This is a genomic window from Streptomyces sp. NPDC031466, assembly GCF_055581265.1.
This window is the reverse complement of record NZ_JBVIJT010000008.1, coordinates 396,723-410,206: the sequence shown is the minus strand read 5'-3', so window position 1 is coordinate 410,206 and position 13,484 is coordinate 396,723. Positions and strand designations below refer to the sequence as shown.

Sequence of the window (13,484 nt, the reverse complement as noted above, 5' to 3'; positions counted from 1 at the left end):
GCCGCCGCCACCGCGCCCTTCGCCCGTCCTCCGGCGGTCAGTCCTCCGGCGGTCAGTCCTCCGGCAGCTCGACCGGCGCGATCTCGTCGTACACGTCGCCCGGACCGGGGTTCGTGGCGTCCGTGGCCCCGCCGAAGTGGTGCATCACGCCCCACACCGCGTTCAGCGCGGTCTGGATCGCGCCCTCGGCCCAGCCGGCCGTCCAGGAGATGTCGTCGCCCGCGAGGAAGATGCCGCGCTTGTCCTCGGGCAGGCGGTCCTGCATGAAGTGGGTGAACAGGCGCCGCTGGTAGCGGTAGTGGCCGGGCAGGTTCGCCTTGAAGGCGCCCATGAAGTAGGGCTCGTTCTCCCAGGAGACCGTCACCGGGTTGCCGATGATGTGGCTGCGGATGTCGACCTTCGGGTAGATCTCGCCGAGCGACTTGAGCATGACCTCCATGCGCTCGTTCGCCGACAGGGGCAGCCACTTCAGGCTGTCGTCGCACCAGGTGTAGGAGAGGCAGATGACGGCGGGCTTGTCCGGGCCGTCGTCCAGGAGGTAGGTGCCGCGGGTCATGCGGTCGGTGAGCGTCATCGACATGACGTCACGGCCGGTCTCCTCGTCCTTGTCCAGCCAGAACGGCCGGTCGACCGGCACGAACAGCTTGGAGGACTCCATGTAGTGGGTGCGCTCCATCGCCGTCCAGTGGTCGATGGGGAAGAGCGAGTCGTCGCACTCGATCTTGGAGAGCAGCATCCACGACTGGGCGGTGAAGATCGCCGCCTGGTAGGTGCGGATGTCACCGGAGGCGTCGGTGACGGTGACACGGTTGCCCGCGGTGCGGGTCAGGCGGGTCACGGCGGGCTTGGGCTCGCCGCCCTCGTGCAGCGACTTCAGGGAGGTGCCGGGCTCCCAGTGCACGATCTTCTGCGGCTCGCGCTCCCACAGGCGCAGGGGCAGCTGCTGGCTGCCGCCGACGATGCCGCGGTGGTGGTCGTCGGCCTCGGTGTAGACGACGCGCAGGATCTCCAGGATGGAGTTCGGGAAGTCGGTGTCCCAGCCGCCGGTGCCGAAGCCGACCTGGCCGAAGATCTCGCGGTGCCGGAAGGACTTGAAGGCCTCGGAGTCGCAGAGGAAGCCGTAGAAGGTCTGGTTGTCGAGCTTCTCGACCAGCTTCGACCAGATCTCGCGGATCTTGGGCACGTCGCGCTCGCGCAGGGCGCGGTTCATGTCGGAGAAGTCGGCGCCCTCCTCGAGGCAGTCCGCCCACGCCTTCGCCACGTCGCGGTAGACCTGCGGCAGGTCCGCCACGGTCTCGGCGTAGTGCGACTCGCCCTTGAGGTCCACGACCGTGGAGGGGGTCGACTCGGCGAGCGGGTTCGGGAACGCGCGGGTCTTCAGGCCCACCAGGTCGATGTAGTGCTGGAGCGCCGTCGAGGAGGGCGGGAACCGCATGGCGCCCATCTCGGCGGTCAGGTCGGCGTCGCACCCCTCGAAGCCGACGGTGCGCAGCCGGCCGCCGATCTGGTCGGCCTCGTAGACGACGGGCTTGAGGCCCATCTTCATCAGCTCGTACGCGGCGACGATGCCGGACAGGCCGCCGCCGATGACGGCGACCTCGGTGCCGTGCTCGGTCGCGGGTATCTGGCCGAGGCCCGCGGGGTGCGCGAGGAAGTCGTCGTACGCGTAGGGGAAGTCCGGGCCGAACATGGTGATCGGCGGCTGGGCGTCGGTGTGCTGGATGGCGGTGGGCACCGTGGACGTCATGGGGTACGGACTCCTTGCACGAACTGAAAAGTCAGGTGAGGGGGTGGGCTCAGACGAGGGACGCGTACAGGCCGGGGCGGCGGTCGCGCAGGTAGGGGTTGCTCTCGCGGGACGCGCGCAGGAAGTCCGGGTCGACGTCGCCGACGACCAGCTCGGTGCCGCGGCCGGCGCGGGCCCGCGCCACACCGTCGGGGCCGGCCAGCGTGGAGAGCCCGACGAACTCGAACTCCCCCTCGGGGCCGACGCGGTTGACGTACGCGACGTACATCTGGTTCTCGAAGGCGCGCACCGGGATGACCGATTCGGCGACGAACTGGAAGGGGTGCATCTGCGCGGTGGGGACGACCAGCAGGTCGGTGCCCGCGAGGCCGTGCGCGCGGACGTTCTCCGGGAACTCCACGTCGTAGCAGATCATGAGGCCGACGCGGACGCCGCCCAGCTCGGCCTGGACGACGGGCTGCTCCCCCGGGGTGAAGGCGTCGCGCTCGAAGCAGCCGAAGAGGTGGGTCTTGCGGTAGTTCGCGAGGCGGGCCCCGTCCGGGCCGATGAGCTGCGCGGAGTTGAAGACGACGTCGCCCTCGCGCTCCGGGTAGCCGTAGACGACACCGACCCGGTGGCGGACCGCGATCTCGGCGATCGCCGTCGCGGAGGGACCGTCCGCGGCCTCGGCGAGGCGGGCGATGTCGTCGCCGATCGCGTACCCGGTCAGGAACAGCTCGGGCGCCACGAGCAGCCCGGCCCCCTGGGCGGCGGCGCGCCCGGCCGCCTCGTCGAGCGCCGTGAGGTTCTCGGCGACGGATCCGAGCTGCCCGGAACTCTGGAGCAGGGCGGTGCGCAGCGCAGGCATGGCTGATCCTCATGGCGTACGAAGGGGCAGGTGGGGTCCGTTAGACGGTACGGTCGCCGACCTCACCGGTACAAGACGCGACCGTTGCGGGCAGCCGCACGATCTGTTGCGCGTACGGACGCCGAAACGGCGATTCATTGCGCCCGCCCCTGGAAGCCGACCCGAGGAGCGCCCCGTCAGGGGCGCGGGGAACTGCGCGACCAGCCACAAGGGACCCGCACCCGCAACGAACCCGCTAGGCGGGCGACCCCGAAGAAAAACGCCGCATCAGCGGTGAAAGCACCAGAACGGACTTCGTCCGTTCCACGAACGGCTCCCCCGCGATCCGCTCCAGGACCCGCTCGAAATGCCGCATGTCCGCGGCGAAGACCTGAACGATCGCGTCCGCGTCCCCCGTGACGGTGGACGCGGACGCGATCTCGGTGTAGCGCTCGAGTCCTCGCTGGATCGCCTCCGGCGAGGTGTTGCGGCGACAGTAGATCTCGATGAACCCCTCGGTCTCCCAGCCGAGCGCCGCGGGGTCCACCCGCACCGTGAAGCCCGTGATGGCCCCGGTGGCCCGCAGCCGGTCCACGCGCCGCTTGACGGCGGGCGCGGAGAGTCCGACCAGCTGGCCGATGTCGGCGTAGGAACGGCGGGCGTCCTCGGCGAGGGCGTGCACGATGCGTTCGTCGAGATCGTTCAGTCGCACGGGGGGTGGATCACTTCTCTGCTGTGGCCAATCGGGAGCGGCTCATGCCGTACAGGAAGTAGAACACGAGGCCGACGGCCATCCAGACACCGAACACGGTCCAGGTGATGGAGTCGAGACTGAACATGTTGTACGCGCAGAATCCGAAGCCGAGCACCGGGAAGAGCCAGCCGAGCGGCACCCGGAAGGTGCGCGGCATGTCCGGGCGGGTGCGGCGCAGCACGATCACGGCGATGTTGACCAGGCCGAAGGCGAAGAGCGTGCCGATGCTGGTGGCGTCGACGAGCTTGCCGAGCGGGACGACCGAGGCGAGCGCGCCGCAGAACAGCGACACGATGACGGTGTTCACGCGGGGCGTGCCGGTCTTCTCGCTGACCCTGCCGAACACTTTGGGGACCAGGCCGTCGCGGGACATGGCGAACAGGACGCGGGTCTGGCCGTAGAGGACGGTCAGGACGACGGACGCGATGGAGATGACCGCGCCGGCGGCGAGGATCGTGCCCCACATGTGCTGGCCGCTGACGTCGTTCATGATCGCGGCGAGCGTGGCCTCGGAGCCCTCGAAGTCCTTCCAGTTCCAGGCGCCGACGGCGACGGCCGCGACCAGGACGTACAGCGCGGTGACGATGACCAGCGACAGCATGATGGCGCGGGGCAGGTCGCGCTGGGGGTTCTTGGCCTCCTCACCGGCGGTGGAGGCGGCGTCGAAGCCGATGTACGAGAAGAACAGGCTCGCGGCGGCGGCGCTGACACCGGCCGTGCCGAGCGGCATGAAGTCGGAGTAGTTGCCGGACTTGAAGCCCATGAAGCCGATGGTGCAGAAGAGCACCAGCGCGGCGATCTTCACCATGACCATGATCGTGTTGGCGGTCGCCGACTCCTTGGCGCCGCCGAGCAGGAAGACCATGGCGAGGAGCACGACGATGAGGCCGGGCAGGTTGATGATCGCGCCGTCCACCTCGCCGGGCGCCGCGGAGAGCGCGTCGGGGATGGTGACGCCGATGGTGCCGTCGAGCAGTTCGTTCAGGTACTCGCCCCAGCCGACCGCGACCGCGGCGACCGAGACGCCGTACTCCAGGACCAGGCACCAGCCGCAGACCCAGGCGATGAGTTCACCCATCGTTGCGTACGCGTACGAGTACGAGGAGCCGGCGACCGGGATGGAGCCGGCCAGTTCCGCGTAGGAGAGGGCGGAGAAGAGAGCGGTGAGGCCGGCGATCACGAAGGAGATGGTGACGGCGGGACCGGCCTTGGGGACGCTCTCGCCGAGGACGACGAAGATGCCGGTGCCGAGGGTGGCACCGATGCTGATCATGGTCAGCTGCCACATGCCGAGGGAGCGCCGGAGCGAGCCTCCCTCGCCCTGGCCACCCTCCGCGACCAGGGCTTCGACCGGCTTGCGGCGCATGAGACGGCGGCCGAGGCCAGGGGTGCCCGGGGGGCTGGGGCGGTTCTGCGGGGGTGCGCCTTGGTCGAGCACGCGCTGGCTCCTTCGTCGCTGCCGGTCAGGGCGGCGGGGACCCGTGGCATCCGCGTCCTGGGACGGGAGCCACCGAGCAGGCAGTCCCCGCCACACCACGTACAGCGCCTGACTCTAAGGTCCATGCCTTCCCGGCCGTAATGCAGCAACCTTGCGCACCGGCGGACGATCATTGCGCACTTGCGCCCTGGACGTCAGATCGTTGCGCAGTCCGTTTCGTCCGTTGCGTTCGGGGGGTCGCGAGGCATGCCGAAGGCCCCCGCGGAGATCGCCGCGGGGGCCTTCGTGGGGTGCGATGGCGGCTAGCTCCAGCTGGCGTGCAGGGGCTTGCCCTCCGCGTAGCCGGCGGCGCTCTGGACGCCGACCGTGGCCTTCTCGGCGAACTCCGCGAGGGAGGCCGCGCCCGCGTACGTGCAGGAGGAGCGGACGCCCGCGATGATCGAGTCGATCAGGTCCTCGACGCCGGGACGGGTCGGGTCCAGGAACATGCGGGAGGTCGAGATGCCCTCCTCGAAGAGCGCCTTGCGGGCGCGGTCGTACGCCGACTCCTCGCTCGTGCGGTTGCGCACGGCGCGGGCCGAGGCCATGCCGAAGGACTCCTTGTAGGCGCGGCCCTGGGCGTCGTGCTGGAGGTCGCCCGGGGACTCGTACGTCCCGGCGAACCAGGAGCCGATCATGACGTTCGAGGCGCCGGCGGCCAGCGCCATGGCGACGTCGCGCGGGTGGCGGACACCGCCGTCGGCCCAGACGTGCTTGCCGTACTTCTTGGCCTCGGCGGCGCATTCGAGCACGGCGGAGAACTGCGGGCGGCCGACGCCGGTCATCATGCGCGTGGTGCACATGGCGCCGGGGCCCACGCCGACCTTGATGATGTCGGCGCCGGCCTCGATGAGGTCGCGCACGCCCTCGGCGGCGACGATGTTGCCGGCGACGATCGGGACCTGCGGGTCGAGCGAGCGCACGGCCCTGACGGCGGCGATCATCGACTCCTGGTGGCCGTGCGCCGTGTCCACGACGAGCGTGTCGACGCCCGCGTCGAGCAGCTGCTTGGCCTTGCCCGCCACGTCGCCGTTGATGCCGACGGCGGCGGCGATGCGCAGGCGGCCCTCGGCGTCCACGGCCGGGGTGTAGAGGGTGGCGCGCAGGGCGCCCGTGCGGGTCAGGATGCCCGCGAGGCGGCCGTCCTTGTCCACGGCGGGGGCGTACCTGCGGTTGGCGTGGTCCAGCTTGTTGAAGGCGTCGCGCGGGTCGATGTCGGCGTCCAGGAGCACCAGGTCCTTGGACATGACCTCGGAGAGCTGCGTGAAGCGGTCCACGCCGGTCAGGTCGGTGTCGGTGACGACGCCGACGGGCTTCCGGTCGCCGTCGACCACGACGCCCGCGTTGTGCGCGCGCTTGGGCAGCAGGGCGAGCGCGTCCGCGACGGTCTGCGTGGGGGCCAGGACGATCGGGGTGTCCAGGACGTGGTGGCGCGTCTTGACCCAGGTGACGACCTCGGTGACGACCTCGATCGGAATGTCCTGGGGGATGACGACGAGGCCGCCGCGGCGGGCGACGGTCTCGGCCATGCGGCGGCCGGCGATCGCGGTCATGTTGGCGACGACCAGCGGGATCGTGGTGCCCGTGCCGTCGGGCGAGGTGAGGTCGACGCCCTGGCGGGAGCCGACGGCGGAGCGCCTCGGGACCATGAAGACGTCGTCGTACGTCAGGTCGTACGCAGGCTGGATGTCATTGAGGAAGCGCACGTGCTGCTCATCCCAGTCGATCAGAGGTGGCCCCCGGACAGTTAGGCCGAGGGAAAAGCACGTACTTCATTGTCCCATGCCATGGGGCCCGTGCCGCCTGGGACGATCACCCAGGCCGGTCGCGGGGGCGATGGTCGGATCCTCCAAGGGCGTATCGGGAACGAGACGTTCGGTTCAGCCCTCGCCACGCTCCGTGCGGGGCGGTCCCAGGGCGAGGACGATCTCCAGTCCGGTCTCCGCGCCCCGCCAGTGCTCGACCGCCGAGGAGAAGACCTCCTGCGCGATCTCCCACTCCCCCGGCTCGGCCCGGGCGTACTCCTGCCAGCCGGAGACGACGAGCAGCCGCCCGCGGGCGCGGGGCGCCCAGGACAGGTCGGTGAGGCAGTCGGCGAGGGCGTCCCAGTTGTGCCCGAACCACTCGGGCAGGCCAAGGCTCCGGGCGCAGCGCTCCATGAAGGCCGCCTTGTCCGTCACTCCCGCCAGGGAGAGCGCCGCGGTGGTCCACCCGGCGCCGCGCGCAGCATCGAGGACGGGCGCGAGGGGGTCGGATGCCGGGGTGAGGGGGTCGGGTACGTCGGTCATCGCCTCAGCACCGCCTTGAAGGACGCGTAGTGGTCATCGGTGTAGTAGACCTCGCCGCCGCTCCCGGTGACGATGCGCCGGGCGCCGCGGTCGCGCTCACCGGGCGTGCGGACGGTGTACTCGCGGTAGTGGCCGCGTTCCTCGCGGGGGAGCTTCCGCTCGAAGTTACCGAAGACGGCACCGTCCTTCTCGTACGGGAACGGGCCGCCGTCATCGATGCGCCGCAGGGTCAGCCGGGCCTCGGCGGGCAGCCGGTCGGCCCGGACGGTGTCCATGCCGCGGGCCCAGTCCGGTGCGGAGGAGGCGTCCGGCGCGCACCCGCTCACCAGCACGGCGAGACACATCAGCACGATCCCCAGCACGCGGGGGACAAACCGGCTCACCATGCAAGAGACCCTGCCACAGCGCCCCGCGCGGGGCGCGGGGAACCGTCCTAACGGCCACGCGGAGCCGCGGCCGGTCACCTGCCGTCGGGGTCCGCCCTGTCCAGCGCGGGCCGTGGGGCGGGCCCGGCGACCAGCAGCTGATCGGCGGCGGCGGTGTCCGTGACCAGGCTGGTGACGAGCCCGGACCGCAGCACCGCGTCGATGGCCGCGGCCTTGCGCTGCCCGCCGGCGATGGCGACGACCTCGGGAATGCGCCGCAGCCGGTCCGCCTCGACGGTGATGCACCGCTCCCCGAGATCCCGGCCGACGCGACGCCCCTCGGCGTCGAACAGGTGCGCCGACATCTCCGCCGCCACGCCGAGGGAGGCGTAGTGCGCCCGCTCCTCGTCGCTGAGCATGTCGTGCACGGTGGAGATGCCCCGCTCCCAGGAGCCGATGGAGACCGCGGCGACCGTCACCTTGTCGAAGTACTCGAAGGCGCGGGCGATGCCGGTCTGGTTGCGCAGCGCCGCCGCGGTGGCCGGGTCGGGCAGCAGCATCGGCGCGTAGATGGGGTGGGCCTCGCCGCCGGAGACCTGGGCGGCGCGCCGCACGGCCTCCACGGAGCCGCGCTCGGCGGTCCCCGCGTCGTAGACACCGGTCAGCTGCACGACCGTGCACGGCGGCAGTTGGTCGAGCGCCGCCGCCATGTGGATCGTGGAGCGGCCCCAGGCGAGGCCGAGCACATCGCCCTCGTTGACCAGTTCGCCGAGCAGGTCCGCCGCGACCTCGCCGAGGTTCTCCGGGTCGGGAGAGTCCTCGATCTCGTCGGTGGGCGCCGGGGACTCCACCACGACGGCGTGCCGCAGGCCGTAGCGGGCGCGCAGCGCGTCCGAGCGCTCGGCGTCCAACTCCGCCGGGACCCGGATCTCGATGCGCACGAGATCCCGCTCCAGGGCCGTCTCCAGGACCCGGGCCACCTTGAAGCGGCTGACGCCGAACTCCTCGGCGATCTGGATCTTGGACTTGCCCTCGAGGTAGAAGCGGCGGGCCATGGCCGCCGCCTGCACCAGCTCCGCGGGGCCCATCCGCATGGCTGACCGACCCGCCGACATGGCCGACACGGCGCTCTCCTCACTGCTGTTCACAAACTGGGTTCGCCGCTCATCCTTGCAGATCCGGCCTGGTCGATCAGCCCTGAGGGACTGCGTTCACGTTCCCGTGGCTCAGTGGCCGCATGCCCAGGCGCTTGACGCGGTCTTTGCCGTCGCTTGGGCACGCAGTGAACGTACCGCTTCCGCCGGGTCCGTGGCGCCGTAGACCGCGGAGCCCGCGACGAAGACGTCGGCTCCGGCCTCCGCGCAGCGCTCGATGGTGTCGGCGGACACCCCGCCGTCGACCTGGAGCCACAGCTCCAGGCCGTGCTTGCCGATCAGTTCACGGGTGCGGCGGATCTTGGGCAGCATGATGTCGAGGAACGCCTGTCCCCCAAAGCCCGGCTCGACCGTCATGATCAGCAGCATGTCGAGCTCGCGCAGCAGGTCCTCGTACGGCTCGATGGGCGTCGCCGGCTTGAGGGCCATGGAGGCGCGGGCGCCCTTCGCGCGGATCTCGCGGGCCAGCCGCACGGGAGCGGCGGCGGCCTCCGCGTGGAAGGTGACCGATCCGGCGCCCGCCTCGACGTACTGCGGGGCCCAGCGGTCGGGGTCCTCGATCATCAGGTGGCAGTCGAGGGGCGTGTCCGTCGCGCGGGCCAGCGCCTCCACGACCGGCACACCGAGGGTGAGGTTGGGGACGAAGTGGTTGTCCATCACGTCGACATGGAGCCAGTCGGCGCCCTCGACGGCCTTCGCCTCCTCGGCGAGGCGGGCGAAGTCCGCGGACAGGATGCTGGGGTTGATCTGCACGGCCATGCCCCAAGCCTCCCATGCCCGGCCCCCACCGCGGACCGCGGTCCGAGCCGTGGGCACGGCGCCCCGCGCGGCCGGGTGCCGCGTGCCCCACCGTGCCGTGTACGCCCGCGAAGGACGGTCCGCGCGACGAGGGCCCCGCCCGCGCCGTCGAAGGCGCGCGCGAGGCCGGGGGCTGCGGGGCAAGTGCTTCCCCTCTCGCCGCCCGCTACGGCGACACCGGACGCCGGGCACTCGCTATCGCGAAGCCTGCATCGCCCTGCATCGCCCTGCACTGCCCTGCACCGCCCGCGGTCCACGCGGCTCAGGCGGCTCACGGCTCAGGCGGAGAGGGCGGATCTCCGGATCAGGCGGTCCGCCGGATCAGCGCCAGATACATCGCGTCCGTCCCGTGCAGATGCGGCCACAGCTGTACGTCCGGGCCCTCGCCCAGCGCCGGGACGCCGGGGAGCAGCGAGCGCGCGTCGAGCAGTTCGGCGCCGTCGCTGTGTTTGACGACGTCGTCGACGACCGCCCGGGTCTCGGCCAGATGCGGCGAGCAGGTGGCGTACCCGACGACGCCTCCCACGCGTACGGACTCCAACGCCGTGCGCAGCAGGGAGCGTTGCAGCGGGGCGAAGCCGTCCAGGTCCTGCGGGCGGCGCCGCCAGCGGGCCTCCGGGCGCCTGCGCAGCGCGCCGAGGCCGGTGCAGGGCACGTCCATCAGGACCCGGTCGAAGGTGCCGGGCCGCCACGGCGGGCGGGTGCCGTCGGCGGCGATCACCTGGTAGGGGCCGGGGTTGCCGCGCAGGGACTGGGCGACCAGGCCGGCCCGGTGCGGCAGCTTCTCGGAGGCGAGCAGCACGGCGCCGCGTTCGGCGGCGAGCCCGGCGAGCAGGGCCGCCTTGCCGCCGGGGCCCGCGCACCCGTCGAGCCACTTGGTGTCGGGGCCCTCCAGTGGGGCGTTCGCCAGGGCGAGCGCGACGAGCTGGCTGCCCTCGTCCTGCACACCGGCGCGGCCCTCGCGCACCGCCTCGACCAGACCGGGCTCACCGCCCTCGCTGAGCCGCACGGCATACGGCGACCAGCGGCCCGGCAGCGCCGAGTCCTCCCCCACGGAGTGCAGCAGTTCCTGCGCGGTGGCCCGGCCGGGGCGCGCCACGAGGGTGACCTCGGGGCGTTCGTTGTCGGCTTCGAGCAGGTCCTCGATGCCGGCGCGGCCGCCGCCGAGCGAGTCCCACAGCGCCGAGACGACCCAGCGGGGGTGCGAGTGCACGACGGCCAGATGGTCCTCGGGGTCCTCCTCGTAGGGCGGCGCGACCTTCTCCACCCAGCCGTCGAGGTCGTGCTGGGCGACCTTGCGCAACACGGCGTTGACGAACTTGGCCCGCCCGTCGCCGAGCACCACGCGCGCCAGCTCCACCGAGGCGGAGACGGCGGCGTGCGTCGGGATGCGCGTACCGAGCAGCTGGTGCACGCCGAGGTTGAGCACGTCGAGGACCGGCGGGTCGACCTCGCGCAGCGGCCGGTCGACGCAGGCCGCCACGATCGCGTCGTACGTCCCCTGGCGGCGCAGTGTCCCGTAGACGAGTTCGGTGGCGAGCGCCGCGTCCCGCGCGTCGAACTTCTCGGGCCCCTCCTTCTCCCTGGCCTTGCGCAGCAGGGGCGGCAGGACGAGGTTCGCGTACGCGTCCCGCTCGTCCACGGCGCGCAGCGCCTCGAAGGCGAGGAAGCGGACGGGGTCCTTCTGGGGCCGGCGGTAGGGCTTGCCGGGCTTGCCCGGCTGACCGGAGGGCTTGCGGGGGCGCCGGTTCGGCTGGTCGTTCAAAGGTGCTCCGCTGCTGGATGGGGCGAACCCACTCAGCCTACGTCGCCACCGCCGAGGCGCTCATCGGGGGCGATCCGCACCCCACGCGCCCAGTCGGCGCCGCGCATCGGCTTCTTGCCCTGCGGCTGGACCCAGAGCAGCTCGACGGCGTGCGAGCCGGAACCGACGTACACGTTGTTCTTGGCGGCGGACAGCTCGCCGGGCGCGAGGTCCGTGCGGTCGGGCACCTGCGCGGCCTGGATGATCTTCAGCCGTTCGCCGCGGAAGACGGTCCAGGCGCCGGGCGCGGGCGTGCAGCCGCGCACCACGCGGTCCACGCGCAGGGCGGGTGCGGCCCAGTCCACCTGGGCGTCCTCGACGGTGATCTTCGGGGCGAGGGTGACGCCGTCGGCCGGCTGCGGCACCGCCTGCAGGCTGCCGTCCTCGATGCCGTCCATGGTCGCGAGCAGCAGCCCCGAGCCGGCGAAGGCGAGGCGGGTGAGCAGGTCGCCGCTGGTGTCGGTGGGCCGCACCTCCTCGGTCACCGTGCCGTACACCGGCCCGGAGTCGAGTCCCTGCTCGATCAGGAACGTCGACGCGCCGGTGATCTCGTCGCCCGCCAGCACGGCGTGCTGCACCGGCGCGGCGCCGCGCCAGGCGGGCAGCAGCGAGAAGTGCAGGTTGACCCAGCCGCGCGCCGGCACGTCGAGCGCGACCTTGGGCAGCAGGGCGCCATAGGCGACGACGGGGCAGCAGTCCGGGCCGATCTCCCGCAGCCGCGCCAGGAAGTCCTCGTCACGCGGCTTCGCGGGCTTGAGCACCTCGATGCCGGCCTCCTGCGCGCGCTCCGCGACCGGGCTGGCGACGAGCCTGCGCCCACGGCCCGCGGGCGCGTCGGGGCGGGTCACGACGGCGGCGACCTCGTGCCGGCCGGAGGCGATCAGGGCGTCCAGCGCGGGGACGGCGACCTCGGGAGTGCCTGCGAAGACGAGCTTCACTGGGTGGTACCTCGGATCTCTGGTGGGAGCGACGGCAGCGCACCAGTCTATGGGCCGCCCGCGGGCCCCGCCCAGGACGGCCCCGCCGGTGCCTGGCGTTGACGCTCCCCGGGGCGTACGAAGCGCCGCACGCCCCGTGCATATGCGCATACGCCCCTGCACCGTGACCCCTCACGACCTGGCGCGTTGGTCAAGAGAGAGTTGACCACCCTGGGCCGCGGACGCGGCCCGATCCTTTGCAACGCCGGTTCGAGAGGCTTGTTCATGGCCGACCACGCAACCCACGACGCCCAGGCCCGGGCCAGCCTGCACCTCCTGGTGCGGGACATCGAGCGGGTCCGCCGGCAGGTGGACGCACTGCGGACCCTCACCGCCCAGCTCGGCAACGTCTACCGCCCGCGCCGCTCCAGCCCCTCCGCGGGGTTCGTCGTCTACGGGCGGGCCCCCGCCCCGACCGTCCGACTCGCCCAGGAACTGCGGGACAGCGTCGAGACGCTGGTCACCGCCGCGGTGGACTTCGACCGCTCGCTCGGGTTCTCGTGGGACGCGGTGGGCTCGGCCCTCGGCGTCACCAAGCAGGCCGTCCACCGTCGGTACGGGGCCCGGCGGGCCACCACCCAGGCGGCGGCCGAGGCGGAGCGCGCGACGGAGGCTCCGGCCGCGACCACCACGACCGCCACGGTCACGGCCACCCGCCCGGTCCCGGTCGGCGCTCCCCTGCCGTCCGTCCCCGCGGCCCGTACGATGCCGACCCAGCCGACCGCGGGCAGCCCCAGCCTCCGCGACGAGACCAGGCCGAACGCCTTCCCCGCCCCCCGCAGCGGCTGACTCGCCCCCCTCGCCCCCCCTTCCCTGCCTCCTCGCCCCGCCCGGTGAGGAGGCAGTCGCCTGCGTACGGGACCGCCGGGGGCGGGGAAGCGGGACTGCCGCGTGGCCCCGCCCGCTCGCCGGGAACGGGAGTCGCACATCCGCCACCCGCCCGGCGGCAGGCCGCCGCACGTCCGTGTCCCCGGCCGGCCAGGAAGCAGCGCCCAAGGCCCCCGGTCAGCCCCCGCGGGCACGCCGTGGCCGAGCGCGCAGTTCCCCGCGCCCCTGAGGGAGCCCCAGCACCCCCAACAACAGAAGCCGCACCCCCGTCACCCCGCCCGACCACAAAGAACCACCCAACGCCCCCCGGCCAGCCCCCGCAGGCACGCCGTGGCCGAGCGCGCAGTTCCCCGCGCCCCTGAGGGAGCCTCGGCCGCCCCCCAACAACAGAAGCCGCACCCCCGTCACCCCGCCCGGCTAGCCCCCGCAGGCACACCGTGGCCGAGCGCGCAGTTCCCCCCGCCCC

At 72.4% G+C, this 13,484-nt stretch carries 12 protein-coding genes; 1 reads left to right on the top strand and 11 read right to left on the bottom strand.

Features of this window, described 5'->3' with window-relative positions:
- Positions 1-52: 52 nt before the first annotated feature.
- From ACZ5GP_RS22180 to fmt, 11 genes are all read right to left on the bottom strand, one after another.
- Positions 53-1,747 (bottom strand): flavin monoamine oxidase family protein, encoded by a 1,695-nt coding sequence (locus ACZ5GP_RS22180; RefSeq protein WP_468752464.1) that lies wholly within the window; start codon positions 1,745-1,747, stop codon positions 53-55.
- 49 nt (positions 1,748-1,796) lie between these two features.
- Entirely contained in the window at positions 1,797-2,594 is a 798-nt protein-coding gene (locus ACZ5GP_RS22175) for a carbon-nitrogen hydrolase family protein (protein WP_468752463.1), read from the bottom strand.
- Positions 2,595-2,829: 235 nt separating this feature from the next.
- Positions 2,830-3,285, bottom strand: coding sequence for an Lrp/AsnC family transcriptional regulator (locus tag ACZ5GP_RS22170; RefSeq protein WP_358582249.1), 456 nt, complete (start codon positions 3,283-3,285; stop codon positions 2,830-2,832).
- A gap of 10 nt (positions 3,286-3,295) precedes the next feature.
- Positions 3,296-4,765 (bottom strand): amino acid permease, encoded by a 1,470-nt coding sequence (locus ACZ5GP_RS22165; protein WP_468752462.1) that lies wholly within the window; start codon positions 4,763-4,765, stop codon positions 3,296-3,298.
- A gap of 302 nt (positions 4,766-5,067) precedes the next feature.
- Positions 5,068-6,510 carry a GuaB1 family IMP dehydrogenase-related protein gene (locus ACZ5GP_RS22160; RefSeq protein WP_468752461.1) on the bottom strand — a complete coding sequence of 481 codons (1,443 nt, stop codon included), beginning with the start codon at positions 6,508-6,510 and terminating at the stop codon, positions 5,068-5,070.
- Between the two features lie 174 nt (positions 6,511-6,684).
- Entirely contained in the window at positions 6,685-7,092 is a 408-nt protein-coding gene (locus ACZ5GP_RS22155; RefSeq protein WP_468752460.1) for a barstar family protein, read from the bottom strand.
- Entirely contained in the window at positions 7,089-7,478 is a 390-nt protein-coding gene (locus ACZ5GP_RS22150; RefSeq protein ID WP_468752459.1) for a guanyl-specific ribonuclease, read from the bottom strand. Before ACZ5GP_RS22150 ends, ACZ5GP_RS22155 begins: the two co-directional genes overlap by 4 nt.
- A gap of 74 nt (positions 7,479-7,552) precedes the next feature.
- Positions 7,553-8,605, bottom strand: a complete 1,053-nt coding sequence (locus ACZ5GP_RS22145; RefSeq protein ID WP_468752458.1) for a sugar-binding transcriptional regulator — start codon at positions 8,603-8,605, stop codon at positions 7,553-7,555.
- Between the two features lie 78 nt (positions 8,606-8,683).
- Positions 8,684-9,370, bottom strand: a complete 687-nt coding sequence (gene rpe / locus ACZ5GP_RS22140) for a ribulose-phosphate 3-epimerase (protein WP_358582236.1) — start codon at positions 9,368-9,370, stop codon at positions 8,684-8,686.
- 343 nt (positions 9,371-9,713) lie between these two features.
- Positions 9,714-11,174, bottom strand: a complete 1,461-nt coding sequence (locus tag ACZ5GP_RS22135; RefSeq protein ID WP_468752457.1) for an RsmB/NOP family class I SAM-dependent RNA methyltransferase — start codon at positions 11,172-11,174, stop codon at positions 9,714-9,716.
- A gap of 32 nt (positions 11,175-11,206) precedes the next feature.
- Entirely contained in the window at positions 11,207-12,151 is a 945-nt protein-coding gene (gene fmt / locus ACZ5GP_RS22130) for a methionyl-tRNA formyltransferase (RefSeq protein WP_468752456.1), read from the bottom strand.
- A gap of 264 nt (positions 12,152-12,415) precedes the next feature.
- Between fmt and ACZ5GP_RS22125 the strand changes: the two genes are divergently transcribed.
- Positions 12,416-12,979 carry a hypothetical protein gene (locus tag ACZ5GP_RS22125; protein ID WP_468752455.1) on the top strand — a complete coding sequence of 188 codons (564 nt, stop codon included), beginning with the start codon at positions 12,416-12,418 and terminating at the stop codon, positions 12,977-12,979.
- Positions 12,980-13,484: the final 505 nt, after the last annotated feature.